This window comes from Paraconexibacter algicola, from assembly GCF_003044185.1.
Lineage (GTDB): Bacteria > Actinomycetota > Thermoleophilia > Solirubrobacterales > Solirubrobacteraceae > Paraconexibacter > Paraconexibacter algicola.
This window is the reverse complement of record NZ_PYYB01000005.1, coordinates 114,221-140,796: the sequence shown is the minus strand read 5'-3', so window position 1 is coordinate 140,796 and position 26,576 is coordinate 114,221. Positions and strand designations below refer to the sequence as shown.

The 26,576-nt window shown below is 73.9% G+C and carries 27 protein-coding genes and 2 pseudogenes; 10 read left to right on the top strand and 19 right to left on the bottom strand.

Annotated features, from left to right (window positions below):
• Positions 1-10 precede the first annotated feature (10 nt).
• The 7 genes and pseudogenes from C7Y72_RS21720 (at position 11) to dacB (ending at position 5,889) form a co-directional block, all read left to right on the top strand.
• Positions 11-775: a Nif3-like dinuclear metal center hexameric protein gene (locus C7Y72_RS21720; protein ID WP_107571296.1), complete on the top strand. Its 765-nt coding sequence runs from the start codon at positions 11-13 to the stop codon at positions 773-775.
• Between the two features lie 119 nt (positions 776-894).
• Entirely contained in the window at positions 895-1,074 is a 180-nt protein-coding gene (locus C7Y72_RS21715; RefSeq protein WP_107571295.1) for a hypothetical protein, read from the top strand.
• Between the two features lie 105 nt (positions 1,075-1,179).
• The gene (locus C7Y72_RS21710; RefSeq protein WP_107571294.1) at positions 1,180-2,967 is read left to right on the top strand and encodes an AMP-dependent synthetase/ligase; all 1,788 of its coding nucleotides are present in this window, start codon (positions 1,180-1,182) and stop codon (positions 2,965-2,967) included.
• A gap of 30 nt (positions 2,968-2,997) precedes the next feature.
• Positions 2,998-3,471, top strand: coding sequence for a hypothetical protein (locus C7Y72_RS23635; RefSeq protein ID WP_158276994.1), 474 nt, complete (start codon positions 2,998-3,000; stop codon positions 3,469-3,471).
• 14 nt (positions 3,472-3,485) lie between these two features.
• On the top strand, positions 3,486-4,592 hold the full coding sequence (locus C7Y72_RS21705; RefSeq protein ID WP_158276993.1) for a pyridoxal phosphate-dependent aminotransferase: 1,107 nt from the start codon (positions 3,486-3,488) through the stop codon (positions 4,590-4,592).
• Positions 4,593-4,658: 66 nt separating this feature from the next.
• Positions 4,659-5,138, top strand: a pseudogene (locus C7Y72_RS24315) (D-alanyl-D-alanine carboxypeptidase); the annotation flags it as partial.
• Between the two features lie 169 nt (positions 5,139-5,307).
• A complete protein-coding gene (gene dacB, locus C7Y72_RS21695; RefSeq protein ID WP_158276992.1) occupies positions 5,308-5,889 on the top strand; it encodes a D-alanyl-D-alanine carboxypeptidase/D-alanyl-D-alanine endopeptidase in 582 nt (193 codons plus the stop codon).
• Positions 5,890-5,898: 9 nt separating this feature from the next.
• Here dacB and C7Y72_RS21690 read toward each other — a convergent pair whose 3' ends face one another.
• The 3 genes from C7Y72_RS21690 to C7Y72_RS21680 are packed head-to-tail and all read right to left on the bottom strand — an operon-like array spanning position 5,899 to position 8,404.
• Positions 5,899-6,525, bottom strand: coding sequence for a class I SAM-dependent methyltransferase (locus C7Y72_RS21690; protein WP_158276991.1), 627 nt, complete (start codon positions 6,523-6,525; stop codon positions 5,899-5,901).
• Complete coding sequence (locus tag C7Y72_RS21685; RefSeq protein WP_107571291.1) at positions 6,522-7,490, bottom strand: phytanoyl-CoA dioxygenase family protein; 969 nt, start codon at positions 7,488-7,490, stop codon at positions 6,522-6,524. The genes C7Y72_RS21690 and C7Y72_RS21685 overlap by 4 nt, the downstream gene beginning before the upstream one ends.
• On the bottom strand, positions 7,472-8,404 hold the full coding sequence (locus C7Y72_RS21680; protein WP_107571290.1) for a class I SAM-dependent methyltransferase: 933 nt from the start codon (positions 8,402-8,404) through the stop codon (positions 7,472-7,474). The genes C7Y72_RS21685 and C7Y72_RS21680 overlap by 19 nt, the downstream gene beginning before the upstream one ends.
• Positions 8,405-8,493: 89 nt before the next feature.
• Between C7Y72_RS21680 and C7Y72_RS21675 the strand changes: the two genes are divergently transcribed.
• On the top strand, positions 8,494-10,047 hold the full coding sequence (locus C7Y72_RS21675) for a fibronectin type III domain-containing protein (protein ID WP_107571289.1): 1,554 nt from the start codon (positions 8,494-8,496) through the stop codon (positions 10,045-10,047).
• On the opposite strand, the gene ligA is transcribed toward C7Y72_RS21675, so the two are convergent.
• From ligA to secY, 14 genes are all read right to left on the bottom strand, one after another.
• Complete coding sequence (gene ligA / locus C7Y72_RS21670; RefSeq protein ID WP_107571288.1) at positions 10,044-12,110, bottom strand: NAD-dependent DNA ligase LigA; 2,067 nt, start codon at positions 12,108-12,110, stop codon at positions 10,044-10,046. The two genes, C7Y72_RS21675 and ligA, sit on opposite strands and share 4 nt — an antisense overlap.
• A gap of 4 nt (positions 12,111-12,114) precedes the next feature.
• Positions 12,115-12,930: a 5'/3'-nucleotidase SurE gene (gene surE, locus C7Y72_RS21665; RefSeq protein ID WP_107571287.1), complete on the bottom strand. Its 816-nt coding sequence runs from the start codon at positions 12,928-12,930 to the stop codon at positions 12,115-12,117.
• Positions 12,931-12,951: 21 nt separating this feature from the next.
• Positions 12,952-13,695, bottom strand: a complete 744-nt coding sequence (gene truA, locus C7Y72_RS21660) for a tRNA pseudouridine(38-40) synthase TruA (protein WP_107571286.1) — start codon at positions 13,693-13,695, stop codon at positions 12,952-12,954.
• 52 nt (positions 13,696-13,747) lie between these two features.
• Positions 13,748-15,847, bottom strand: a complete 2,100-nt coding sequence (locus tag C7Y72_RS21655; protein ID WP_107571285.1) for a glycosyltransferase family 39 protein — start codon at positions 15,845-15,847, stop codon at positions 13,748-13,750.
• Between the two features lie 52 nt (positions 15,848-15,899).
• Entirely contained in the window at positions 15,900-17,096 is a 1,197-nt protein-coding gene (locus C7Y72_RS21650) for a bifunctional glycosyltransferase family 2/GtrA family protein (RefSeq protein WP_107571284.1), read from the bottom strand.
• A gap of 129 nt (positions 17,097-17,225) precedes the next feature.
• Positions 17,226-17,579, bottom strand: coding sequence for a 50S ribosomal protein L17 (gene rplQ / locus C7Y72_RS21645; protein WP_107571283.1), 354 nt, complete (start codon positions 17,577-17,579; stop codon positions 17,226-17,228).
• 23 nt (positions 17,580-17,602) lie between these two features.
• Positions 17,603-18,589, bottom strand: a complete 987-nt coding sequence (locus C7Y72_RS21640; RefSeq protein ID WP_107571282.1) for a DNA-directed RNA polymerase subunit alpha — start codon at positions 18,587-18,589, stop codon at positions 17,603-17,605.
• A gap of 115 nt (positions 18,590-18,704) precedes the next feature.
• Positions 18,705-19,325, bottom strand: coding sequence for a 30S ribosomal protein S4 (gene rpsD / locus C7Y72_RS21635; protein ID WP_107571281.1), 621 nt, complete (start codon positions 19,323-19,325; stop codon positions 18,705-18,707).
• Between the two features lie 10 nt (positions 19,326-19,335).
• Complete coding sequence (gene rpsK / locus C7Y72_RS21630; RefSeq protein ID WP_107571280.1) at positions 19,336-19,731, bottom strand: 30S ribosomal protein S11; 396 nt, start codon at positions 19,729-19,731, stop codon at positions 19,336-19,338.
• Positions 19,732-20,115, bottom strand: a complete 384-nt coding sequence (gene rpsM / locus C7Y72_RS21625) for a 30S ribosomal protein S13 (protein ID WP_107571279.1) — start codon at positions 20,113-20,115, stop codon at positions 19,732-19,734.
• A gap of 15 nt (positions 20,116-20,130) precedes the next feature.
• On the bottom strand, positions 20,131-20,244 hold the full coding sequence (gene rpmJ / locus C7Y72_RS21620) for a 50S ribosomal protein L36 (protein ID WP_037400725.1): 114 nt from the start codon (positions 20,242-20,244) through the stop codon (positions 20,131-20,133).
• A 169-nt stretch (positions 20,245-20,413) separates the two neighbouring features.
• Entirely contained in the window at positions 20,414-21,181 is a 768-nt protein-coding gene (map, locus tag C7Y72_RS21615; protein WP_107571278.1) for a type I methionyl aminopeptidase, read from the bottom strand.
• A 19-nt stretch (positions 21,182-21,200) separates the two neighbouring features.
• Complete coding sequence (locus C7Y72_RS21610) at positions 21,201-21,863, bottom strand: adenylate kinase (protein WP_107571277.1); 663 nt, start codon at positions 21,861-21,863, stop codon at positions 21,201-21,203.
• A 17-nt stretch (positions 21,864-21,880) separates the two neighbouring features.
• The gene (secY, locus tag C7Y72_RS21605; protein ID WP_107571370.1) at positions 21,881-23,152 is read right to left on the bottom strand and encodes a preprotein translocase subunit SecY; all 1,272 of its coding nucleotides are present in this window, start codon (positions 23,150-23,152) and stop codon (positions 21,881-21,883) included.
• Positions 23,153-23,161: 9 nt separating this feature from the next.
• Here secY and C7Y72_RS24310 point away from each other — a divergent pair.
• Together C7Y72_RS24310 and C7Y72_RS21595 are read left to right on the top strand one after the other, a co-directional pair.
• Positions 23,162-24,316: pseudogene (locus tag C7Y72_RS24310) on the top strand (cytochrome P450); the annotation flags it as partial.
• Between the two features lie 59 nt (positions 24,317-24,375).
• On the top strand, positions 24,376-24,573 hold the full coding sequence (locus C7Y72_RS21595; RefSeq protein ID WP_107571276.1) for a hypothetical protein: 198 nt from the start codon (positions 24,376-24,378) through the stop codon (positions 24,571-24,573).
• On the opposite strand, the gene C7Y72_RS21590 is transcribed toward C7Y72_RS21595, so the two are convergent.
• A complete protein-coding gene (locus C7Y72_RS21590; protein ID WP_107571275.1) occupies positions 24,522-25,610 on the bottom strand; it encodes a DegT/DnrJ/EryC1/StrS family aminotransferase in 1,089 nt (362 codons plus the stop codon). The genes C7Y72_RS21595 and C7Y72_RS21590 overlap by 52 nt on opposite strands.
• The gene (locus C7Y72_RS21585) at positions 25,607-26,557 is read right to left on the bottom strand and encodes an NAD-dependent epimerase/dehydratase family protein (protein ID WP_158276990.1); all 951 of its coding nucleotides are present in this window, start codon (positions 26,555-26,557) and stop codon (positions 25,607-25,609) included. The genes C7Y72_RS21590 and C7Y72_RS21585 overlap by 4 nt, the downstream gene beginning before the upstream one ends.
• Positions 26,558-26,576: the final 19 nt, after the last annotated feature.

Below are 26,576 nucleotides of genomic sequence, written 5' to 3'. Positions count from 1 at the left end.
GTACCGGGCCATGGCGCTTCTGGACGACCTGCTCGCCGATCTCGACACGCTGCTGGACGCGCCGGGGTTCCCGGACTACGCGCCCAACGGCCTGCAGGTCCCCGGCCGGGGGACGGTCGCGACGGTCGTCACCGGCGTGTCCGCCGGTCTCGAGCTGCTCGAGCGGGCGGTCGCCCTCGACGCCGACCTCGTGCTCGTGCACCACGGCCTGTTCTGGCACGGCGCGCCGCTGGCGCTCGACCGGCCCGCCGCGCGTCGCCTGCGGCTCCTGCTCGAGCGCGAGATCTCGCTCGCGGCCTACCACCTGCCGCTCGACGCGCACCTCGAGCTCGGCAACAACGCCCTGCTCGCGCGCGGGATCGGCTGCGAGCGCTGGGAGGCGTTCGGCGTCCACAAGGGCCGCACGATCGGCGTGGCCGGCACGTTCCCCGGGGACGGGATCACCCGCGAGGAGCTCGTCTCCCGCGTGCGCGGCGTCTGCCACGACCGCGAGCCGCTGGTGTTCGACGCGGGCCCGGAGCGCGTGCGCCGCGTCGGCATCGTCTCGGGGGCGGGGAGCGACCACCTGCACGAGGCGGTCGCGGCGGGCCTCGACGCGTTCGTCACCGGCGAGCCCGCCGAGCGGGCGATGCTCGCCGCGCGCGAGAACGCGATCACGTTCGTCGCCGCCGGCCACTACGCGACCGAGACCCACGGGGTCCGCGCGCTCGGCGACCACCTCGCCGCCCGGCACGGCGTCACGCACCACTTCGTGGACATCTGGAACCCGATCTGACCGGGCGCCGCGACGGCCGTCGTGGTTGAGCAAACCTTTAGTTGATGGTGTCCGTGACCGGGTGTACGGTCGAACGGTCATGTCGTGATCGTCACGAACCACCAGGAGGTCCCACCCGAATGGCCATTCACCTGACGCCCACCGAGCTCGCCCGAGAGACCGGTCTCAGCCGGCGGGACGTGATCGAGAAGTGCGTCGAGCTGGGGGTCCCGATCTTCCAGGGCCGCATCGACAAGACCCTCTTCATGGCGAGCCTGCACCAGCAGTCCGCCGAACGGCCGACACCGGCATCCGCCTGAGCCTCCGCGCCGCACCGCACCCTCCCCGCGACCCCGCGGACTGCGGATAGCATCGATCCACCGCCCGCCCCGCGGGCGGCTGGGTCCCCGAGGAGAGGAGCAACGATGGAGGCGTCCACCCCCGTCGAGAACACCGGGTCCGCGACGATCGCGGACCTCATCGGCCTCGCCGCCGAGCAGTTCGCCGACCGCCCGCTCGTCCGCTACAAGACCGGCGGCGAGTGGCGCGACGTCACGTTCGCCGAGGTCGGCGCGATCACCAGCGAGATCGGGCGCGGACTCATCGACCTGGGCATCGCCCCCGGCGACCGCGTGGCGATCCTCGCCACGACCCGCCCCGACTGGACCTACGCCGACCTCGCCATCTCGAGCGCCGGCGCGGTCGTCGTCCCGATCTACCCGACCAACTCGCCGCAGGAGTGCGAGTGGGTCGTCGGCAACTCCGAGGCCGTCGCCGTCGTCTGCGAGGACGCGGACCAGGTCGCGAAGATCACCGCCGTCCGCGACCGGCTGCCCGCGCTGCGGCACGTCATCGTCGTCGACCCCGCCGGGGACGTCGGCGACGCGATCCCGGTCGCCGACCTGCGCGAGCGCGGCCGCGCGCGCGGCGAGGCGGAGCTGCGCGAGCGCGCCGCCGCCGTACGCCCCGAGGACCCGTTCACGTTCATCTACACGTCGGGCACCACCGGGCCGCCGAAGGGCTGCGTGCTCAGCCACGGCAACTACCGCGCGATCCTCGACATGTGCGAGCAGGTCGACGTGCTGCACGAGGGCGACGTCACGTACCTGTTCCTGCCGCTGGCGCACTCGTTCGCGCTGCTGATCCAGCTGCTGAGCATCGACCTCGGCTCGACGATCGCGTACTTCGGCGGCGACCCCAAGGCGATCGTCGGGGAGCTCCAGGAGGTCCAGCCCAGCTACCTGCCGTCGGTCCCCCGGATCTTCGAGAAGATCTACACGCTCGTCACCTCGCAGGGCGACCCGGCGCTGATCCAGGCCGCCACGAAGCTCGGCGTCAAGGTCCGGGAGCTCGAGGCGGCCGGCGTGCCGATCCCCGACGAGCTGCGCGGCCCGTTCGAGCAGGCGGAGGAGCGCCTGTTCCGCAACGTGCGCGCCGCGTTCGGTGGCAACGTCCGCCAGGCGGTCACCGGCGCCGCCCCGATCGCGAAGGACATCCTCGAGTTCTTCTTCGCCTGCGGCGTCCCGGTCATGGAGGGCTACGGCATGACCGAGACGGCCACCGCGTCGACGATCTCCACGATCGAGCACCACCGGTTCGGCACGGTCGGCCGGGCGCTGCCGGGCGTCGAGCTGCGGATCGCCGACGACGGCGAGGTGCTCGTGCGCGGCGCGAACATCTTCCAGGGCTACTACAAGAACGACGACGCGTCGTTCGGGACGATCGTCGACGGCTGGCTGCACACCGGCGACCTCGGCCGGCTCGACGACGACGGCTACCTCACGATCGTCGGCCGCAAGAAGGACATCATCATCACCGCGGGCGGCAAGAACCTCACGCCCGCGAACCTCGAGAACGACATGAAGCAGAGCCGCTGGGTCTCGCAGGCGATGATGCACGGCGACCGTCGCGCGTACCCGTCGATGCTCATCACGCTCGACGAGGAGGAGATCGTCCCCTGGGCCACCGCGGCCGGGATCGAGGACACGAGCATCGCCGCGCTCGCCGCCCACCCCGAGGTCCACGCGCTGATCCAGGCGGAGCTCGACAAGGCCAACGCGAAGTACGCGCAGGTCGAGCAGGTCAAGCGCTTCTTCATCCTCGAGCACGACCTCTCGCAGGAGACCGGCGAGCTGACCCCGACGCTCAAGGTCAAGCGCAACGTCGTCAACGAGAAGTACGCCGACCGGTTCGACGCCCTGTATGCCGGCTGACGCGCGCGCACGCCGCGCTACCCTGCGCGTGTGAGGACGGATCCCACCGACAACGGCGGGCTGTTCATCGGGCGACGCCCGGGAACCGCCCCGGTGAAGTACCGCGCGCTGCCCCAGCGGGGCAGCGCGTCCCGGCAGCGGATCGACCGGCTGCTCGCCGCCGCGATCCTCGGGCTGATGGCGCTGATCTCGGCGCTCTACTGGGGACCGATCCCCGCCGGGTCGCTGTGGGTCGCCTCGCAGGTGCAGTTCCGCACCGACAACCTCGGCGTCGGGCTGCTCGTCGGCTTCGCGGTCCTGCTGGCCGTCCTGTTCGGCGGCCTGATGGTGCTCAAGCGGCTCGACCAGCTGTGGATCCTCGTGCGGCGCGCGGCGGGCATCGACCAGCGCGACGGGGTGATCGGCCGCGTCTTCGGGATCACCGCCGCGATCGGCGCGACGCTGTTCATCGGCTGGCTGCTGCTCATCGCCGGGCCCGGGGCCTCGCTGGCCCCGACCGGCTGACCGGGGCGCCGACGGTGGGCATCCGCGACTACTACCGGCAGTTCGAGGCGGTCCCCGCCGAGGAGGTCAACCGCGGCCTGCGCGAGGAGGCGCAGGAGCGCCGGCGCAGCGCGCTCTCGCGCGTCGAGCCGCTGGACCTCTCGGTCACCACCTGGCCGGAGTACCCGCCCTCCCGCGTGGTCGACGCGATCACCTACGCGGCGCGCCGCGGCCTGCACCGCTACCAGGAGCGCCAGGGCGGCGAGCTGCGCGGGGAGCTCGCCCACGCGCTGGGGCTGGAGCCCGAACGCGTCGTCGTCGGGGACGGGTCCGCGCAGCTGATGACCGCCGCCGCGCACGCGCTGCTGGCCCCCGGGGACGAGCTCGTCACGCCGTGGCCCGGCTACCCGCTGCACCCGATCGTCGCCCGGGCGGCGCAGGGCGTCGCGGTCCCGGTCCCGGGGTTCTCGGTCGACGCGCTGCTGCGCGCGGTCAACGAGCGCACCCGGATCGTCGCGCTGGCCAACCCCAACGACCCGACCGGGGAGCTGCTGCGCCGCGGCGAGCTCGCGCGGCTCCTGACCGCGCTGCCCGAGCGGGTCGTCGTCGTGCTCGACGAGGCGCTGCGCGACTACGTCACCGCCGAGGAGCGCGACGCCGCGCTGCACCTCACCGCCGAGCACCCCCGGCTGCTGGTGTTCCGCACGTTCTCCAAGGCGTGGGGCCTGGCGGGCCTGCGCTGCGGCTACGCGGTCGGCGGCCCGGACGCCGCCGCGCTGCTGGAGCAGCTCGAGCCGTCGCTCGGGCTCGGCGACCTCGCCGTCGCCGGGGTGCTCGAGGCCGTCCGCCACCACGCGGGCCTGCCCGCCCAGCGCGCCGCCGTCATCACCGCGCAGCGCGCCCGGCTGCTCGAGGCGGTCGCCGGGCTGCCGCTGACGGTCACCCCGTCGCAGGCCAACGTGCTGTGGATCGGCGCGCGCGGGCACGGCGGCGGCGACCTCGCCGAGCACCTGCAGCGCGCGGGCATCGCGGTCCGCAGCGGCGGCCCGCTCGGGGACCCCGCACGGATCCGGCTGACCGTGCCGCACCGCCCGCAGGACGTCGAGCGCGTCGCGCGCGCCCTCGAGACCGCGGTCGCCTGAGCGCACCACAACCCGGAGCCCGGTCCGGCGCGCGCCGACGGGTCCGGCCGCTACCGTGGTGCGCGCATGTCGTCCCACCGTCGCTCCCGCGCCGGCGCGGCCGTCCTGGGCCTCGTGCTCGCGGCCCTCTCCGCCGCCCCCGCGCACGCCCTCGACGAGTCCCGGCTCAAGGCGCAGCTCTCGACGCTGCACCAGCGCCTGGGCTCCCAGGCCGCCGCGCTCGTCGTCGACGCCCGCACCGGGAAGGTCCTCTTCCAGCGCCGCGCGACCACGTCGCTCAGCCCGGCCTCCAACGAGAAGCTGTTCACGACCGCCGCCGCGCTGCTGAAGTTCGGGCCGCGCGCGACGCTCGAGACGCGCGTGCTCGCCCCGCCCGGCGGGGAGGTCGAGGACGGGTCGATCGACGACCTGCACCTCGTCGGCGCCGGCGACCCGGCGCTCAACGACGTCGCGCTGAAGGCGCTCGTCGCCGAGCTGAAGACGGCGGGCGTGCGGCGCGTCCGCGGCGGCGTCCTCGCCGACGAGTCCCTGTTCGACCGGCGCCGCGGCAGCTACGACTCCGGCTTCCGCCCCGACGACGACCTCGGCGGCTGGCTCGGCGCACTGACCTGGTCGCACGGGCGGCCGGACCCGGCGGGCGGGCCCGCGCTGGAGGCCGCCGAGCGGCTCCACGCGTTCCTGCGCGCGGCGAAGATCACGCTCGGGCATGCCGCGCGTGCAGACCCTCCCCCGGGCCGACGTCGACCTCGCCGCGCCGCTGGCCACGGTCGACTCCCCGCCGATGGCGCAGCTGGCCGCCACGACGAACCAGCCGTCGGACAACTTCTACGCCGAGATGCTCGTGAAGGGCCTCGGGGCCCGCTTCGGGACCGCGGGCACGACCGCCGCGGGCATCGCGGTGATGCGCACGACGCTGCGCGGGATCGGGGTGCGGCCGACCGCGATGGTCGACGGCTCGGGCCTCTCGCGCGCCGACAAGGCCTCCCCGCGCCAACTCGTGACGCTGCTGCAGGCGATGGACCGCCAGCCGGCCGACGTGCGGACCGCGTGGCGGACCTCGCTGCCGGTGATCGGCCGCAGCGGCACCCTCGCCGGGCGCATGCGCGGGACGGCGGCCGAGGGCCGTTGCAGCGCGAAGACGGGCACGCTGCGGGGCGTCAGCGCGCTGAGCGGCTTCTGCACGACCACCGGGGGCCGCAGCGTGTACTTCTCGCTGCTGGAGAACGCGGTCGACGCGCTGGCCGCCAAGCGCATCGAGGACCGCATGGTCCCGAAGATCGCCTCGCTGGACGGCTGAGCCGCCCGCTCAGCGCCCGGCCAGCACCGCGATCGGGTCGCCGGCGTCGTCGAAGCGGGCCGCCACGCGCAGGTCCGCCCAGGGGAACGCCTGCGCGTAGTCGTCGGCCGAGCGCGGCACCCAGTGCTCGACGCGCGGCAGGTCGGACACCGACTCGGCGAGCAGGAGCAGCCCGCCCGGGCGCAACACCCGGCGGATCTCACCGGCGGTGGCGTCGAGCTCGTCGTCGTGGAGCAGCCCGCCCAGCACGGTGAGGGTGAACACGACGTCGACCTCGTCGTCGGCCAGCGGCAGGGGCTCGCCGACCTCCAGCGTGCGGAACTCCGTGGCCGCCGACGCGGGGGCGAGCGCCAGCAGCTCGGGCACCGGGTCGACGCCGATCGCGCGGCCGCCGACCGCGGCGGCGAGGTCGGCCGTCAGCCGGCCGGTGCCGCAGCCGAGGTCCAGGACGGTCCGCTCGGTGCCGTCGAGCTCGGCGGCGAGCGCCGGGAGCACGTGGGCGCGGTGCCGGGCGGTCACGTCGTCGAGCGCCGCGCCGTCCGGGTGGTCGGTCGAGATGACGGCGCGCTCCCCGAGCGCGCGGGCACGGGCCCGCCAGTAGTCGGCGCCGGGCGCCGCGGTCCGCTCGGGGCTCACCGGGAGACGATCGGGTTCAGCGGCGTGTCGATGACCGCGCCGGGCCGGGCGCCGGGCATGAAGCGCTGCCAGTCGCCCGAGACCATGGTCGGCTCGTCCACCAGCCGGGCGCCGTCGGCGAAGTACGTCGAGGCGTGGACCATCCGCGGCTGCGTCGTCGCGTTGGGCCGGGCGTAGTGGAAGCACCACGAGTGGTGGAAGGAGATCTCGCCCAGCGCGAACGGCGAGTCGTCGACCTGCACGTCCGCCGCGCGGAACGCCTCGGCGACGCCGCGGTCGTAGGAGTCGTCGGTGGAGGAGAAGTCGACGGCCTCGGCGGTCTTCCAGACGTCCTTGCCGGCGGCGAACGCCAGCGGGCCCATCGGGGCGGGGATCGCCTGGAGCGGCACCCAGCTGGTCACCACGTCGCGGCTGGCGATCGGGAAGTGGTGGGCGTCGAAGTGCCAGGGGGTGCGGCCGCAGCCGGGCTCCTTGGAGAGCACGTTGTCGTGGTAGAGCCGCACCTCCGCGACCTGCAGGAGGTCGGCGGCGATGCGACCGATCCGCGGCGACAGCGCGAACAGCTCGAGGACCTCCGAGCCGCTGCGCCACATCAGGTCCATGCTGAGGAAGCCGGACCGGCCGGGACCGTCCCCGGCGGCGGCCAGTCGCAGCACCTCGGCGCGGCCGGCGGCGAGGGCGCCGGGCGAGAGCACGTCGCGGAGCTTGACGTAGCCGTCGCGCTCGAACCGCTCCACGGCCTCGGACCCGAGCTCGTACGGGGTGGCGAGCTCCTCCCGGAGCTCGTCGAGCGTCGGCAGGGCGACGGCGTCCGGCGGGTCGACCGCGACGAGCTCGGTCGGCGCCCCGTCGCGCGCGTCGGCGAGCGAGAGGTACCAGTCCCACCAGTCCTCGTTGGTCTGCTCCCAGGGCCGGTCGACCCCGGACTCGCGGGCGTGCTCGGCGCTCAGGATGCGGCTGTCCACGGTGACGGGACTCCTTCGGGGAGGACGGTGGCGCACAGGACGTCCTGTGCGAAGCGGTAGACGCCGGCCTGCTCGTCGCGGCAGCCGGCGAGGTAGGTGCCCAGCTGCGGGGCGACGAGCATCTCGTCGAGGCCGAGCGTGTCGTCGAAGAGGCAGCGCTGCAGGTATCCCTCGAGCAGCCCGAGGTCGTCGAGCGGGACGCGGTGCTCGTAGTGGAGGTGGTGACGGTGGACCCGCAGGTCGCGCGCGGCGCCTGCGCGCTCGAGCGCGTCGGCCACCTGCTCACCGCCGAGGTAGGGCGTGCCGCTGCCGCGGACGCCGCGCAGAAACGCCTCGTAGACGCGCAGGTAGTGCCCACCGCCGGCGCCCTGGGCGAGGAACCCGAGGCCGCCCGGCGCGATCGCCGCGACGAACCGATCGGCCGCCTGCTGCAGCCGGTCGGGACGCAGCGCGTACAGGGCGTGCGTGGCCCAGACGACGTCCCACGGGCCCGCGGACGGGTCGAGGTCCTCGAGGGTCGTCTCGTACGCGGCCCCGCGGACGAACGGCGGGGCCAGCACGCCGGCCGCCTCGGCGATGGAGAACGCGCTCGGGTCCAGCAGGGCGTAGTCGATGCCCGCCTCGAGGTGGTCGCGCAGCCGCGGTCCGGCCAGCAGCGCGGCGGGGAACTTCCCGGAGCCGCAGGCGACGTCCAGCAGCCGCAGCGGCGTGCCGGCGCCGAGCGACCGACGGTCGCGGACGGCGGTGAGCGTCGCGTCCCAGGGCAGGGCGCGGGCCAGCAGCTCGTAGTCGAGCGAGGCGAAGGCGTAGAACGCCTCCATCTCGCTGCGACCGGCCTCGCTCCAGTGGGCGAGGCTGCGGGCGGCGGTGTCGTCGTCGTCGGACCGGTCGGCAGGCAGGGAGGACAGGTCCATCGCCTACCCCACGGGCCCGTGGCGAACCCCAACCGGGCGCGCGCGAGCGATCGGCGCAACCCTGGGCGCGTGCGCGGGTTGCCGCAGATGTGACCTCCCGCCGTCCGCTCCTGCGCACCCTCGCCGCCGTCGTCCTGCTGCTGACGGGCCTCGCCGCCACCGTCGCCCTCGCGGCCGGCCCACCGGCGGCCACGACCGGCGCGGCCACCGCGGTCGGCCAGACCTCCGCGCAGGTCGCGGGCACGGTCAACCCCGCGGGGGTCGCGACGACCTACGCGTTCGAGTACGGCACCACGACCGGCTACGGCACCAGCACGAGCGCGCGCGACGCCGGCAACGGCACGGTGGACCTCGCGGTCGAGGCCGACCTGACGGGCCTGACGGCGGGGACGACCTACCACTACCGGCTGCGCGCGACCAACGCCGACGGCACGACGGTCGGCGAGGACCGGACCTTCACGACCGACGCCGCGACCCCGCCGCGGCCGGTGGCCAGCACCTCCGGGGCGTCGTCGGTCACCGCCTCCTCCGCGCGGGTCTCCGCGTCGGTGAACCCGGGCGGCGCCCGCACCTCGGTGGTGTTCGAGTACGGCACCAGCACTGCGTACGGCTCGCGGACCGCGGCGATCGACGCGGGGACCGACTCGGCGGCGCGGACGATCTCCGCCACGCTGTCCGGGCTCGCCCCGCGGCGCACCTACAACTACCGGGTCCGCGCGACGAACGCGGGCGGCGAGACGGTCGGCGCCAACCGCACCTTCACGACGCCCGCTCCTCCGCAGGCGGGCCTGTCGACCGGCAGCGTCACCGACCTGACCCCCACGAGCGCCGTGCTCAACGGGCGCGTGGACCCCAACGGCCGCCGCACGACCGCGTACGTGGAATGGGGCACGAGCACCCGCTTCGGGCGCCGCACCCCGTCGGTGGACCTCGGCAGCGGGGACGGCGCCGTCCCGGTCGCGATCGCCGTGCCGGGCCTCACGCCGGCGGTCCGGCACTACGTGCGGTTCGTGGTGACCAGCGACGGCGGCACGCGGCGCGGGGCCACGAAGTCGTTCACCACCCCCGTGGTCCCGGCGGTCGCGAGCCTGCAGCTGTCGCCCGACCCGGTGACGTGGGGCTCGAGCGCCCGGGTGATCGGCACGGTCAGCGGCACCGGGACGGCCGGCGCGCGCGTCACGCTCGTCGGCACCGCGTACCCGTTCCGCGACCCGTTCGCCCGCGTCGGGGAGCTCACCGCGTCCGCCACCGGCGCCTTCACCTTCACCGTGAACCCGCAGCGCACGACCCGCTACCGGGTCCGCACCACGATCGCGGGACGGGCGGTCGAGAGCCGCACGGTGCGCCTGAGCGTCCGCCCGCGGGTCGGCATCCGCGTCCAGCGGCGGCGCGGCGGTCGCGTGCGGTTCTCGGGCAACGTCGCGCCGCGCGGCAACGCCACCGTGTCGCTGCAGAAGATCACCCGGTCGGGCCGGGCGGTCACGGTCCGGCGGACGCGGACCGTGCCGGCGGGGCCCCGCTCCCGCTACGCCGTGACGATCCGCGCGCCGCGCACGACGAGCCGCTACCGGATCCGGGTGGTGCCGACGACGCGCACGCTCGTGCGGGGCGAGTCGCGGGTGCTGCGCGTCGCCGGACGCTAGCCCGGCGGGTCGTCGGCCCCGCCGCGCCCGGGCAGCGGCGCGTCCCCGGCGAGGACCGCCAGCAGCGTCGGCTCGTCGATCACCGGGATCCCGAGCCGCTGCGCCTTCTCGAGCTTGGCGGCGCCCGCCCCGTCCCCGGCCGCGAGGGCGTCGGTGCGCCCCGACACCGACGAGGTGACGCGCCCGCCGGCGGCGAGGATCCGCTCGGCCGCCTCCTCGCGGGTGAGCGTCGGCAGCGTGCCGGTGAGCACGACCGTGCGGCCGTCGAGGGTCCCCTCCCCCGGCGCGGCGCCCGCCTGCTCGAACACCAGGCCGAGCGCCCGCAGGTCGGCGACGAGCGCGCGCATCTGCGGGTCGGCGAGCTGCTCGTGGATGAGCGCGGCGACGACCGGGCCGATCCCCGGGGTCTGCGCGATCGCGTCCGGGTCGGCGTGAAGCAACGCGTCGATCGTGCGGAACCGCTGCGCGAGGTTGCGTCCGGTGACCGCCCCGACGCCCTCGATCCCGATGGCGTAGAGGACGCGGGAGAACGGGCGCTCGCGGGATGCGGCGATCGCGTCGACGAGCCGCTGGGCGCTGACCGGGCCGACGCCGTCGAGGGCCGTCAGCGCGGCGACGTCGAGGCGGTAGAAGTCGGCGGCGGACGCGACGAGCCCGGCCTCCTGGAGCTGGGCGACCTGCCGCTCCCCCAGCCCGTCGACGTCCATGGCGCCCTGCGAGGCGAAGTGCTTGAGCAGCTGCCACTGCCGGGCCGGGCAGGCGCGGTTGGGGCAGCGCGAGAACGCGCCCGGCTTGACGATCGCGGTGCCGCACGACGGGCAGGCGTCGGGCGGTCGGGGAGGCGCCGCCCGGTCGGGCCGTTCCACGACGTGCGGGGCGGGCGAGACGACCTGCGGGATCACGTCGCCGGCCCGCAGCACGATGACGTCGTCGCCGGGCCGCACGTCCTTGCGCGCGAGGTCCTCCTCGTTGTGGAGCGTGGCGAGCTTCACGGTCACGCCGCTCACCGCCACCGGCTCCAGCACCGCGAACGGATGGAGGTCCCCGTACTTGCCGACGTTCCAGATCACCCGCTGCAGCCGCGTGACCGCCGTGCTCGGCGGGAACTTCCAGGCGACCGCCCAGCGCGGGTCGCGGCCGACGGCGCCGAGGCGCCGCCGCTGCTCGTGGTCGTCGAGCTTGACGACGACCCCGTCGATCTCGAAGTCGAGCGCGCCGCGGCGCTCCTGCCACCAGGCGCAGCGGGCGATCACCGCGTCCTCGTCGTCGAGCGCGACGACGTCGCCGTTCACCGGGAAGCCGTGGGAGCGCAGCCAGTCGAGGTCCTGCTCGTGCCCGCCGTGCGGGAGGCCGTCGCGCGCGCCGATCCCGTAGGCCCACAGCGACAGCGGCCGCTCGGCGGCGAGCGCCGGGTCGAGCTGGCGGATCGTGCCCGCCGCGCTGTTGCGGGGGTTCATGAACGTCGAGCGGCCGGCGGCGGCACGGCGCTCGTTGAGCGCGGTGAAGTCCGAGACGCGCATGTAGATCTCGCCGCGGACCTCGACGAGCGGCGGGGCGTCCGGTCCGAGCGTCATGGGCACCTCGGCGATCGCGCGGACGTTGTGGGTCACGTCCTCCCCGATCTCCCCGTTGCCGCGCGTGGCCGCGCGCTCGAGCGTCCCGTCGCGGTAGAGCAGCGAGATCGCGAGGCCGTCGACCTTCGGCTCGCAGACGTAGCGGAACGGGACGTCGGCGAGCCCCTCGCGCGCGAGGTGGTTGCGCATCCGCCCGACCCAGTCGCGCAGCTCCTGCGCGTCGCGGACGTTGGCGAGCGAGAGCATCGGCTGCAGGTGCTCGACCTTCCCGAGCCGCGCGACCGGCGCACCGCCGACGCGACGGGCGGGCGAGTCGTCGGCCGCCAGCTCGGGATGGGCGGCCTCGAGCGCCCGGAGCTCCTCGACGAGCGCGTCGTAGGCGTCGTCGCCGATCTCGGGGTCGTCGTCCTCGTGGTAGCGCCGCGCGTGGTGGTCGACCTGTGCGCGCAGCTCCGCCACGCGCGCGCGGGTCGTCGCGTCCGCGGTCACGCCCTCAGACGTCGCGGCTGGCCGGGGCCAGCAGCCGCGACAGGTCGTGCATCGACAGCGGCCCGATGCCGTCGTGCTGCGTGAGGTCGAGGTGCAGCGGCGTCACCGTGATGCGCCCCGCGGCGACCGCCGACAGGTCGGTGCCGGGCTCGTCGTGGTAGGTCGGGTCCGTCCCGTAGATCCAGTAGCGGCGGCGGCCGTGGTCGTCGAGGTCGTGCTCGCGCAGCTCGTCACGGTAGATCCGCTTCCCCAGCCGCGCGACCTCCACACCCGAGGGCTCCCCCGCGGGCACGTTGACGTTCAGCAGCGTCGCGGGCGGCAGCGGGATCTCCTCGAGCTCCTCGACGACGCGCGCGACGAACCGCGCGGCGACGGTGAAGTCGAACGCGTCCCCGAGGCGGAAGTCCATCTCGCGCGCGTCGCTCTGCTGCGACACGGCGATCGCCGGGAGGCCCAGCACGACGCCCTCCATCGCAGCGGCGACGGTGCCCGAGTAGGTGATGTCGTCCCCGAGGTTGGAGCCGTGGTTGATGCCGGCGACGACGAGGTCGGCCGTGAAGCCCTCGACGAGCCCGAGCGACGCGAGCCGCACGCAGTCGACCGGCGTGCCGTCGGTCGCGAAGCCGTGGTCGCCGTCGTCGAAGTCGATCCGCTCGACCACGAGCGGCCGCCGGGTGGTGATCCCGCGGCCGATCGCGCTGCGGTTCCCGTCGGGGGCGATCGTGACCACCTGCACGCCCGGGAGCGCGCGCAGCGCCCGCCGCAGGACGTGCAGGCCCTCCGCCTCGATCCCGTCGTCGTTGGTCAGCAGCACGCGCACCGGACCAACCTATCGACGGCGTCAGTCGGGCCGCAGGATCTCGGGCGGGTAGCCGACCCCGGTGAACGTCAGGCCGTGCGGGGGCGCCGTCATCCCGGCGTGGCTGCGCGGCGCGCCGGCGAGCAGCGCCGCGAACGCGCTGCGGGTGAGCCGGCCGGCGGCGACGTCGAGCATCGTCCCCACGAGCGCGCGGTTCATGTGCCGCATGAACGCGTCGGCGCGGATCGTGAACGTCATGCCGTCCGCGGTCGCCGTCCACGACGCCTCGTGGATCGTGCGGGAGAAGTGCACGTGCTCGGTCTCGGTCGGCGTGAACGCGGTGAAGTCGTGGGTGCCGGGCAGCAGGGCGGCGCAGTCCTGGAGCACGTCGAGGTCGGGGGCGGACCGCAGGTGCAGGGCCGTGGTGCGTCCGAACACGGGCCGCACGTGCCGGGTGCAGATCTCGTACCGGTAGGAGCGCCACAGGGCGTCGCGGCGGGCGTCGAAGCCCTCGCGGCACGGCAGCGACGCCGTGACGGCGACGTCCTCGGGGAGCAGCGCGTTGAGGTTGCGCAGCGGCAGCGGCGGCCCGTCGTGGGAGGCGACCTGGCCGCGGGCGTGGACCCCGGTGTCGGTGCGCCCGGCGACGGTGAGCGGGACCTCGCGGCGCGCGACGACGGCGAGGACCCGTTCGAGCTCGCCCTGCACGGTGCGCTGCCCGGGCTGCCGCGCCCAGCCGTGGAAGGCGGTCCCGTCGTACTCGATCACCAGGCGGCTCGTGGCCATACGGCGGGCGAGGATACGCGTCCCCCGCCCGCCGTCGCCGGCTCGTCGCGCGTCAGGCGGCGGCCCGCAGGGCGTCCGCGAGCCCCTGCAGGTCGTAGAGCCCGTCGACGCTGCTGACCGGGGTGCCGACCTGGGCGGCGACCGCGAGCACGTCGCTCGCCCCGACGCGGCCGTCGTTGCGCATGCCGCCGCCGCTGCTGTCGGCGAGCACGTAGCGGATCTGCCCGCGCTCGACGGCGTCGGCGAGCCACGCGACGGTGACCTGGCTCTCGCGACCGGAGAAGCCGCCGATGGCCGCGACGTCGGCCCCGGAGCTGATGAGCGAGCCGGCCGCGCCGCTCTGGCTGGCGACGACGACGGTGCCGCCCCCGTGGGTCTTCGCGTGGGCGACCGCCGCGGTCAGCGACTGCGCGTTGCCACCGAACGGCCCGCCGCCGCCGGTGCGCGTCCCGGGCGTCCCGGGGACCGTGCCCGAGGGCGTCGCCGGGGTGGCCGTGGTCCCGCCGGGCACCCCGGAGGGCGCGACACCGGACGGCGGCGCACCGGGGAAGGCGCCCGCGGGCGGCGGGCCGGACGCGCGCATGCCGCCGGGGCCGCCCGGGCCACCGCGCATGCCGCCGGGACCGCCCGGGCCGCCCATGCCCATCCCGACCCCGGCGGGGCCGCCGGCCGGGAAGGTGCCGCTGGTGGCGTGCCCGAGCGTCTGGAACGCCCACGTCGCCGGGGCGAGGAGCAGGGCGCCGAGGACGGTCGCGACCGCGATCGCCCGCACCTTGCGGGGCACGCCGAACGCCAGCAGCGCGGACACCACGACGCCGGCGACGACGAGCACGGGCGGCAGCCAGCCGAACTGGCCGTCGATGTCCCCGAGCACGACGAGCTCGGTGGCGATCCCGCCGGCGATCATCAGCGGCCCGAGGATCCGCATCGCGATCCCCCGGTCGCGGACCATCTGCCCGACGCCGGCCCCGACGAGCGCGGCGGTGAACGGGGCGAGCAGCGAGACGTAGTAGGGGTGGAAGATCCCCTCGGCGCGGCTGAACGCGACCGCGGTGACGAGGAACGAGCCGCCGATCGCCACGAGCCAGCCGGTGCGGGCGTCGCTGCGGCGCAGCCGCGAGGACACGAGCACCGCGACCCCGGCGACGAGCGCGAAGCCGAGCATCCAGCCGCCCTGCCCGCCGAGCGCGTCGTTGAGCAGCCGCAGCGCGCCGGGCTCGCCGCCGAAGACGCCGCCGCCCGGGCCGCCACCACCGGGGCCGCCGGCCCCGCCGCCCGGCCCGCCGTCCTGGCCGAACAGGCGGCCGAGGCCGTTGTAGCCGAGGATCAGCGACCAGATGCTGTTGTCGGAGGTGCCGGACACCCACGGCCGGTCGGCGGCGGGCGTGAGCCACACGAGCACCGGCCAGGCGAGCCCGACGACCGCCATCGCCGCGCCACCGGCGAGCAGCTGGCGGACCGCGGCGAGGCGGCCGCGCGGCGCGACCCACATCCAGGCGGCGACGATCCCGGGCACGACCATGAGCGCCGCGGCCATCTTCGCCTCGAAGCCGAGCCCGACGGCCACGCCGGCGAGCACGAGCCAGCGGCTGGCGCCGTCCTGCAGGCCGCGGACGAGGAACCACAGGGCGGCGACCGAGCAGAGCACGAGCAGCGCGTCGGGGTTGTTGTGGCGGGACACGGCGACGATCACCGGGGTCGTCGCCATCACGAGGCCGGCGGCGAAGCCGGCGCCGCGCCCGAACGTGCGGCGGGTCAGGTCGTACACGAGCGCGACGCTCGCGACGCCCATGAGCGCCTGCGGCACGAGCAGGCCCCAGGAGTTGAAGCCCAGGACCTTCGCGGAGGCGGCCTGGATCCACAGGGCCAGCGGCGGCTTGTCGACGGTCATGACGCCGGCGGCGTCGAACGACCCGTAGAGGAACGCGTGCCAGCTCTCGGTCATCGACCGGACGCCGGCGGCGTAGTACTCGTTGGCGAAGCCGTTGCGGTCCAGGCCCCAGAGGTTCAGGACCGCGGCGAGGACGAGCAGCGCGAGCAGCTCGGGACGACGGCGCGCCCAGGCGAGCACGGCGGAGGGGGAGCGGGCGCCGCGCGCACGGTCGGTGGTGGAGCGGCCGCGCAGCGGCAGGGAGACGGACGGGGTCGACACGGTGGTCAGGCCTTTCGGAGGAGCGGACGACGGAGGACGGGACGGGCGCGGGTCAGAGACCGACGCGGGCGATCGAGCCGACGGCGCGGCGCAGCACCGTGCGCCGGCCCTCGCGGGCGAACACCCAGGTCCGCAGCGCGACGTAGCGGGTGACGGTCGCGCAGACGCTCGCGGCCACGAGCACCAGGAGCTCGACCGCGCGCGACGGTGCGGCGTCGAGGCCGTGCAGGACGCCGAGCGCGCCGCTGGTGAGGCCGAGCGTGAGGACGAACACGATCGCGCCCGCCAGGTGCTGGCGCACGAGCTCGTGCCGGCCGCGGATCGCGAAGGTGAAGCGGCGGTTGGCCTGCGTGTTGCCGACCGCGGTGATCGCGAGCGCCGCGGCGTTGGCGCCCGCGGCGTCCAGCGGCGAGCGCAGCAGCAGGAACAGCACGACGTAGGCGAGCGTGGACGCGACGCCGACGGCGAGGAAGCGGGTCAGCCGCGCGGCCGCGAGGAGCCGCACGATGCCGCGCAGGTCCTCCATGGCGGTCGAGACGATGTCGACGCGCGAGTCGGGGTCGTCGACCCAGTCGACCGGCACCTCGTGGATGCGCCGGCCCTCGCGCTGGGCGAGCACGAGCAGCTCGGTGTCGAAGAACCAGGCCTCGTCGCGCACCTGCGGCAGCAGCTCGCGGGCGACGTCGGCGCGGATCGCCTTGAAGCCGCACTGCGCGTCGGAGAAGCGGGCGCCGAGCGTCCAGCGCAGCAGCTGGTTGTAGCTGCGCGAGATGACCTCGCGCTTGGGACCGCGCACGACCCGCGAGCTGCGCGACAGGCGCGTGCCGATCGCGAGCTCGGAGTGCCCGGACACGAGCGGCGCGACGAGCGGCAGCAGCGCGTCGAGGTCGGTCGAGAGGTCGACGTCCATGTAGCAGAGGACGTCGGCGTCGCTGCGGGTCCAGGCGGCGCGCAGCGCGCGGCCGCGCCCCTTCTCGGGGAGGTCCAGGAGCGCGACGCCGGGCAGGTCGTCGGCGAGCGCGCGGGCGACCGCCGCGGTGCGGTCGGTGCTCGCGTTGTTCGCGACGACGATCCGCCAGGCGAACGGGAAGCGCTCGGTCAGGTGCTCGTGCAGGCGCCGCACCGAGGCGGCGAGGGTCACCTGCTCGTTGTGGACGGGGACGACGATCTCCACGCAGGCGGTCGACGGCGCCACGGGGGCGGGCCGGTCGGCCGGCGCGGACCGGGTGGCGAGGGAGGAGGAGCGCATGCGCCGGATCCTGCGGTCCGGACGCGAGAGTCCCCTGGGGCGTCCCTGAGATCTGCCTGGGAGGGAACGGACGAGGCCGCCCCCGGACGGGAGCGGCCTCGGACCGACGTTGGTGCGGCGGGGCCGCGCCTAGACGAGCTCGATGAACACCATCTCGGTGCTGTCGCTGCGGCGCGGGCCAAGCTTGAGGATGCGGGTGTAGCCGCCCGGGCGCTCCGCGTAGCGCGGCGCGACCTCCTCGAAGAGCTTGTGGACCGTGAACTTGTCCTGGCCCAGGATGCTGAGCGCCTGCCGGCGCGCGTGCAGGTCGCCGCGCTTGGCGAGCGTGATGAGCTGCTCGACCTCGGGCTTGACGGCCTTGGCCTTCGCCTCGGAGGTCTTGATCCGCTCGTGCTGGATGATCTCCTTGCACAGGTTGGCGAGCAGCGCCTTGCGGTGCGCGCTCGAGCGGCTCAGCTTGTGACGGGTCTTCTGGTGACGCATGGCGTGTGTGTCCTCGGTGCTGACTAGTCGTCGCGCAGGTTCAGGCCGCGCGCGTGGAGGGTCTCGATGACCTCGTCGATGGACTTCTTGCCGAAGTTCGGGATCGCGTTGAGCTCGCCCTCGGACTTCGAGATCAGGTCGCCGACGGTCTGGATGCCGGCGCGCTTGAGGCAGTTGTAGGAGCGGACGCCGAGCTCGAGCTCCTCGATGAGGATGTCGTGCATCGGGCCGCCGGCCGCGCCGTTGGTCGCGGCACCCGCCGCGGCACCGGCACCGGCCGCGCCCGCGTCGAGCGCGCCGCCCGGGCCCGCGCGGAGCTCCTCGATCCGGTCGGCGTCGGTGAAGATCGCCAGCTGGCTGATGAGGATCTCGGCGGCCTCGCGCAGCGCGGCCTGCGGGTCGATCGAGTTGTCGGTCTCGATGTCGAGCGTGAGCTTGTCGAAGTCGGTCTTCTGACCGACGCGGGCCTGCTCGACCGAGTACGCGACACGCCGGACCGGCGAGAAGATCGAGTCGATCGGGATGACGCCGATCGGCTGGTCGGGGGACTTGTTCTCCTCCGCCGGGCGGTACCCGCGGCCGCGGCCGATCGTCAGGTACAGCTCGAGCTTCGTCTTCTTCTCGAGCGTCGCGATGTGGACGTCCGGGTTGAGGACCTCGACGCCGGCGGGCAGGTCGATGTCCTTCGCCGTGATGTCGCCGGGACCCGTGACGACGAGCGGCGCCTCGACCTCGGTCGCGTCCGAGTGCATCCGGCAGACGATCCCCTTGAGGTTGAGGACGATGTCGGTGACGTCCTCGGTGACGCCCTTGATCGTGGAGAACTCGTGCGCGACGCCCTCGATGCGGACGCTCGTGACCGCAGCACCCGCCAGCGAGCTCAGGAGCACGCGACGCAGCGAGTTGCCGAAGGTGTAGCCGAAGCCGCGATCGAGCGGCTCGATCGTGAAGGTGCCGCGGTTCTCCTCGACCGTCTCACTGGTGATTCGGGGGATCTGGAAGTCGAGCATCAGGGTCCTCAGTACGTCGTCGGGGAATCAGGGGCGGCGCGCTTCGTCGGGCACGCCTGGTGCGACGCGCCGCCATCGCCCCCGGGAACGGGCGACGGCGGCGCGGGCGCACCTGCTACTTGGAGTACAGCTCGACGATCAGCTGCTCCTGCACCGGCGCGGTGATCTCGCGGCGCTCGGGCGCGCGGAGGACCTTCGCGGTGAGGGAGTCGTGGTCGGCCTGGAGCCAGGCCGGGACCTGCGCGGTGAGCTCGGTGGCGTCGCGGATGATCTGGTCGGCGGGCGTGTTCGCCTTGACGGCGATGACGTCGCCCTCGCGCACCTGGTAGCTGGGGATGTCGACCCGACGGCCGTTGATCGTCCAGTGACCGTGACGGATGAGCTGGCGGGCCTGACGGCGCGACGCGGCGAAGCCGAGGCGGACGAGCACGTTGTCGAAGCGGCGCTCGAGCAGCGCGAGGAGGTTCTCGCCGGTGATGCCGTCCTGGCGGGAGGCCTTGTCGTAGTACAGGCGGAACTGCTTCTCGAGGACGCCGTAGTAGCGACGCGCCTTCTGCTTCTCGCGCAGCTGGACGCGGTACTCGCTCTGCTTCTGGCGGCCACGGCCGTGGTCGCCCGGCGGGTACGCGCGGCGCTCGACGCCACACTTGTCGGTCAGGCAGCGCTCGCCCTTCAGGAAGAGCTTCTGCCCCTCACGACGGCACTGCTTGCACTGGGCACCGGTATCACGAGCCATCTGAGAATCCTTAGACGCGGCGCCGCTTGCGGGGGCGGCAGCCGTTGTGGGCCTGCGGGGTGACGTCCTTCACGCCGGTGACCTCGAGTCCGGCGGCCTGCAGCGAGCGGATCGCGGTCTCGCGGCCGGAGCCGGGACCCTTGACGAAGACCTCGACCTTCTGGAGGCCCTGCTCGATGCCCTTGCGGGCGGCGGCGTCGGCGGTCACCTGGGCGGCGAACGGCGTCGACTTGCGCGAGCCCTTGAACCCGGCGCCGCCGGCGGACTCCCACGCGATGACGTTGCCCTCGCGGTCGGTGAGGGACACGATCGTGTTGTTGAAGCTGGTCTTGATGTGCGCCTGGCCGATGGGGATGTTCTTCTTCGGCTTGCGGCGGCCGCGCGCGGGACGCTTGGGAGCGGGCATCTACTTCTTCCCTGCCTTCTTCTTGCCGGCGACGCTCATGCGCTTCGGGCCCTTGCGCGTGCGGGCGTTGGTCTTCGTCTTCTGGCCGCGGACGGGGAGGCCACGACGGTGGCGCAGGCCGCGGTAGCAGCCGATCTCCATCAGCCGCTTGATGTTCTGGGAGCGCTCGCGCCGCAGATCGCCCTCGACGATGACGTCGGAGTCGATGAGGTCGCGGAGCTTGGTGACCTCGGCCTCGGTGAGATCCCGGACGTAGGTGTCAGGGTCGATGCCGGCCTTCGCCAGCAGCTCGTTCGAGGTCGAGCGGCCGATCCCGTAGACGTACGTCAGACCGATCTCGATCCGCTTGTTGAGCGGGATGTTGATCCCCGCAATACGTGCCATGCGTGTGGAGCTCCTCTATCCCTGCCGCTGCTTGTGGCGGGGGTTCTGGCAGATCACGAGCACCGCACCGTGACGGCGGATGATCTTGCACTTCTCGCACATCGGCTTGACCGACGGTCGTACTTTCATGATCCCTTTCGGCTGTGTCCCGGCGAAGTCTGGCTCTGGCCGCCGTGGTGGCTGCCGCTACCAGTCGCGGATGAGCGCGCACGCGGCAGACGACGCCAGCGGCGCACCGACGGAGCAAGATAGCAAAGGTCCGAACGACGGTGCCGTCCGGTCCCCCTGCCGTCTGCGGCTACTCGCCGATCCCTTCCTCGTGCCAGGGCGTGAGGATGCGCGGGCCCTCGGGCAGGATCGCGATCGTGAACTCGAAGTGGGCGGCCAGCGAGCCGTCCTGCGAGTAGATCGCCCAGCCGTCGTCGCCCATGCGGACCATGTGCCGCCCGGCGTTGACCATCGGCTCGACCGCGAGCACCATGCCCGGCTCCAGCAGCGGGCCGCGGCCCGGCTCCCCGTAGTTGGGGACCTGCGGGTCCTCGTGCATGTCGCGGCCGATGCCGTGCCCGACGAGCGAGCGCACGACGCTCAGGCCCTCGGCCTCGACGACGGTCTGCACCGCGCTGGAGAGGTCGCCGAGACGGTTGCCGGCCTGGCACGCGTCGACGGCGGCGAACAGCGACCGCTTCGTCGTGTCGAGCAGCTTCTCGGCCACGGGCGTGACCGGGCCGACCGGGAACGTGACCGCCCCGTCGGCGACCCAGCCGTCGTAGGTGACGCCGATGTCGATCGAGATGATGTCGCCCTTCGCGAGCGCGTAGGGACCCGGGATCCCGTGGACGACCATCGAGTTCGGCGAGGCGCAGATCGAGCCCGGGAACCCCCGGTAGCCCTTGAACGACGGGATCGCGCCCTGCGAGCGGATGTACTTCTCGGCGGCGGCGTCGAGCTCGGCGGTGGTGACGCCCTCGCGGATCTTCCCGGCGAGCAGCTTCATCGTCCGCGTGTGGATCGCGCCGGCCGCGGCCATGCGCTCGATCTCCTCGCGGGACTTCGTGACGATCATCGGTGCGGCCGCGCGCGCGTCAGAGCTGCTCTTCGAGCCGCCAGGTGGCGATCGTCGCGCGGATGTGGTCGTGGACCTCGGTCGGCGGGCGGGTGCCGTCGACGCGGGCGAGCAGGCCCTGGTCCTCGTAGTAGGCGATCAGCGGCGCGGTGTCGCGGTGGTAGACGGCGAGCCGCTCACGGACGACCTCGGGCTTGTCGTCGTCGCGCTGGATCAGCACCGAGCCGTCGACGTCGCAGCGGCCCTCGTGCTTGGGCGGGTCGAAGTCGACGTGGTAGACGCGGCCGCTCTTGGAGACGCGACGGCCGGACACGCGGCGCACGATCTCCTCGTCGTCGACGTCGATCAGCAGCACGCCGGAGAGCTTGCGGCCGGAGCCGGCGAGCGCCTCGGCCTGCGTGACCTTGCGCGGGAAGCCGTCGAGCAGCACGCCGTCGCGCGTGTCGTCCTGGGCGAGCCGGTCGAGCGCCATCTTCGTCACGAGCTCGTCGGGCACGAGGCCGCCGGAGTCCATGTAGGACTTGGCCTCCTTGCCCAGCTCGGTGCCGTCGGCGACGTGGGCGCGCAGCATGTTCCCGGTCGAGATGTACGCGATCTGCGGGAAGTCCGCGAGGATGCGCTCGGCCTGGGTGCCCTTGCCGGCCCCGGGAGGGCCGAGGAGGATGAGGTTCAGCTCGGTCACGGGGCGCGGGACCCTATCTACTTCAGGAAGCCTTCGTAGTTGCGCATCATCAGCTGCGCCTCGAGCTGCTTCATCGTGTCGAGCGCGACGCCGACGACGATCAGCAGCGACGTGCCGCCGAAGAAGAAGTTCGCGCTCGTCTGGTTGATGAGCAGCGTCGGGAACGCGGCGACCGCGGCGAGGTACAGCGCGCCCGGGAACGTCAGGCGCGCGAGGACCCGGTCGAGGAACTCGGCGGTCGGCCGGCCGGGCCGCACGCCGGGGATGAAGCCGCCGTACTTCTTCAGGTTCTCGGCCTGGTCCACGGGGTTGAAGGTGACCGCGGTGTAGAAGTAGGTGAAGAGGATGATGAAGATCGTCTCGCCGATCAGGTAGGGCGCGTCCGACGGGTTGAAGAACGTCGAGAGGTCCTGCGCCCAGGGCTGCTGGATGAGCTGCCCGACGGTCGGCGGGAACGCCATGATCGAGGCGGCGAAGATGACCGGGATGACGCCGGCCATGTTCACGCGCAGCGGCAGGTAGGTCTGCCCGCCGGAGCTCATCCGGCGCCCGATGACGCGCTTGGCGTACTGGACGGGGATGCGGCGCTGCCCCTCCTGGATGAAGACGATCGCGGCGATGACGGCGAGCGCGAGGAACGGCATCATCACGCGGAACACCTGGTCGGGGCTGTTCCACCAGGCGTTGATGCCGTTCGGCAGGCCGCTGACGATCGACGCGAAGATCATCAGCGAGATGCCGTTGCCGATGCCACGCTGGGTGATCAGCTCGCCCATCCACATGAGCAGCACGGTGCCGGCGGTGAGCGACAGCACGATGAGGAACACGTGCGGCGTGTCGAAGTTCTCGATGACCGACTGCCCGGCGCCCGCCTCGAAGCTGCGGAACAGGAACGTGAAGCCGATCGCCTGGGCGAACGCGAGGCCGACCGTGAGGTAGCGCGTGTACTGCGTGATGCGCGCCTGCCCGACCTCGCCCTCCTTGGAGAGCTTCTCCAGCGACGGGACGACGACGGTCAGCAACTGCAGGATGATCGACGCCGTGATGTACGGCATGATCCCGAGCGCGAAGATCGCGAACTGCGACAGGCCGCCGCCGCTGAAGGTGTTCAGCAGGTTCAGGACGCCGCCGCCGCCGAAGTTCTCCTGGACCGACTGCACGGCCTCCAGGTTCACTCCGGGCACGGGGATGTGCGCGCCCACCCGGTAGAGGGCGAGGATCATCATCGTGAACAGGAGCTTCTTGCGAATCTCCGCCACGGTGAACGTGCTGAGGATCGTCGAGATCACGGTCCGTGGATGGTAGGGAATCGCCCCTGTCGCCGCCCCACCGCCCGGCGTTACCCTGCGCGGATGCTGCCGCCCGGCCCCTCCGCCCCGCCGCTCGTCCAGACGTTGCGGTGGCTGCGCGCGCCCGTCCCGCTGTTCGAGGAGTGCCGGGAGCGGTACGGCCCGACGTTCACGCTGCGGCTGAAGGTCGGCGCCCCGATCGTGTGCCTGACCGATCCGGCGCACGTGAAGGAGCTGTTCACGGCACCGCCGGACGTGCTGCACCCCGGGGAGGGCGGCCGGATCCTCGAGCCGATCCTCGGCTCGCACTCGGTGCTGGTACTCGACGAGGACGCGCACCTGGAGCAGCGGCGGATGATGCTGCCGGCGTTCCACGGCGACCGCATGACCGCGCTCACGGAGGCGCTCGAGGAGCTGACCGCGCGCGCCGTCGACGAGCTGCCCCGCGACGAGCCGGTGGCGCTCCACCCGCGGATGCAGCTGCTGACGCTGCGGGTAATCCTCCGCGCGATCTTCGGCCTGCGCGCCGGTCCGCGGCTCGAGCGCTTCGAGACCGTGCTCACGGACTATCTCGAGCGTGGCTCGGCGCCCGTGAACATGCTGCCGGCGCTGCAGCGCGATCTCGGCCGGCGTTCCCCGTGGGGCCGGTTCCTGCGGGTCCGTCGCGAGGCGCTCGCGCTGCTGCACGAGGAGATCCGCGCCCGGCGCGCCGACCGCGACCACGACGGCGACGACGTCCTTGCGATGCTCCTCGGCGCACGGCACGGCGACGCCGGTGGCGGGCGGCCGATGGCCGACGACGAGATCGCCGACGAGCTGATGACGCTGCTCGTCGCCGGGCACGAGACGACCGCCTCGCAGCTGGCGTGGACGTTCGAGCGGCTGGCGCGCACCCCCGACGTGCTCGCGGCGGCGGTCCGGGCGGCGGACGCCGGTGACGACGCGTACCTGACCGCGGTGCTGAACGAGGGGCTGCGGATGCGCCCGGTCCTCCTCTTCGCCCAGCCGCGCGCGGTGCACCGCGACGTCGAGCTCGGCGGTCACCGCTACACGGCGGGCACGTGCGCGATCACCGCGAACGTCCACCTCATCCACCACGACCCCGAGATCTATCCGCAGCCGCACCGCTTCCGGCCGGAGCGGTTCCTGGAGCGGCCGCCGGGCACCTACACGTTCGTGCCGTTCGGCGGCGGCCGCCGGCGCTGCCTGGGGATGAGCTTCGGATGCTCGAGATGCGGATCGTGCTGCGCGAGCTGCTGCGCCGCCGCACCGTGCAGGCCGTCGGCGACGGCGGCGAGGGGCCGCTGCGCCGGCACATCACCGTCTCCCCCGCCCGCGGCGGGCTCGTCGTGCTGGGCGACCGCGGCGACTACGCGGCGAGGGCCGCGCAGACCCTGGCGACCTCGTCGTCGTCCAGGTAGGCGTGGATCGGCAGCGACAGCGCGGCTGAGCAGAGGCGCTCCGCCGCTGGGCACGGGCGCACGCCGGGGCCCGCGGCGAACAGCGGCTGGCGCGTCAGCGGCCGGGCATAGTGGACGAGCGTGTCGATCCCGGCGTCGTCCAGGCGCGCACGGAGGCCGTCGCGGTCCGGGCTGCGCAGCACGTACTTGTGGAACACGTGGCTGCGGCCGGGTGCGACGCCGAGCGGTCGCGCATCGGTGTCGGCGAGCGCATCGTCGTAGGCGGCCGCGATCGCGCGACGACGCTCGGTCCACCCCGCGGTCAGCGCGAGCTTGTCGTGGAGCACGACCGCGCAGGCGGTCGAGAGCTGGGAGTTGTAGCCGAGCTCGGCGTGGAGGCCGTCCGCGTCGCGGCCGTGCCAGCGCAGCCGGCGCAGCCGGGCGGCCAGCTCCGGGTCGTCGCAGAGGGCGGCACCGCCGCTGCCGGGCGCCGACACGTTCTTCGTCGGGTCGAACGAGCAGCAGGCGACCGCGCCGATGGACCCCGCGGGGCGGTCCCGCCAGTGCGCCCCGAGCGCCTGCGCGACGTCCTCGACGAGGACGAGGTCGTGCGCCGCCGCGAACACCTCGAACGCGTCGCCGTCGACCGGCTGGCCGTAGAGGTCGACGGCGACGAGCGCGCGCGTGCGCGGGGACAGCGCCCGCGCCGCGTCGTCGAGGTCGAGCAGCCCGTGCCCGTCGACGTCGACGAAGACCGGCACGGCGCCGACGCGCAGCACGCACGAGGCCGACGCCACGAACGACACCGCGGGGACCAGGACCTCCGCTCCCGGACCGACACCGGCGGCCAGCAGCGCGAACGCGAGCGCGTCCGTGCCCGACCCGACGGCCACCGCGTGCTCGCGACCGCAGGCGTCGGCGAGCGCGGTCTCGAACGCGGCGACCGCGGGCGCCTGGAGTGCACGGCCATCCGCCAGCGCGGCACCGATCAGCTCCAGGTGGCGCGCACCGTGCTCGGCCCAGGTGCGCGCGCCGGCGAAGAACGGGACCCGGGTCACGCGACGAGCTCCGCGTGACGCAGGTAGCGGTACAGGCCGTCCTCGAGCGCGTGCGTCGGAGCGAACCCGAGGAGCGCGCGGGCACGTCCGATGTCGAGCGTCCCGCGACGCGGCACCCGGCGCCCGCCGGGGGCGGTGCGGACCTCCAGGTCGTGGCCGAGGTCGCGGATCGCCGCGATCGCCTCCGCGAGGGAGCGGCTGCGGCCGGCGGTGAGGTTCAGGGTCTCCCCCACCGCCGCGGTGCTCGCCGCGGCGTCCGCGATGCCCACCGCGAGGTCCTCCACCCACGTGAAGTCCAGGCGCGTGCGCGGATCCGCCCGCAGCGTGAAGGGCGTCCCCGACCGTGCCGCGTCGACGAGCCGCTGCAGGACCCGCCCGCCTGCGTCTCCCGGCCCGTAGACGGCCGAGGGGCGCACGATCGTCCACGGCACCGGCGCGGCCCGCACGAGCTGCTCGGCGAGGAGCTTCGCGCGCCCGTACGGCTCCAGCGGCCGCAGGATCGCGTCCTCGGGCTGCGGGTCGTGCACGAAGTCCCCGTAGACCATGCTCGACGAGACGTACACCAGGCGCGGCCGTCCGGTGTCTGCGACGACGGCGCGCGCGACGGTGGCGGTCACGTCGACGATCGCCGTCCGCGCGAGGTCCGGATCGCGGGCGGCGACCGCGGCGAGCGGCAGGTTGGCGAGGTGCACCACCACGTCCGGGCGCAGCTCCCGCAGCAGCCCGGCGAGGAGCAGCGGGTCGGCGGCGTCGCCGCGGCGGACGTCGACGTCCGCCAGGAGGGATCGTCGACGCCAGGCGCGCGTCGCGGCGGCCGCGGCGTCGCCGCCGGGCCGGTAGTCGCGGTCGGCGTCCAGGACGGCGACCGCGGTGGAGCGGGACACGAGCTCACGGGCGAGGTGCGCACCGATGAAGCCCGCGCCCCCGATCAGCAATGCGCGACCCACGGCGCAGATGGTGCCATCA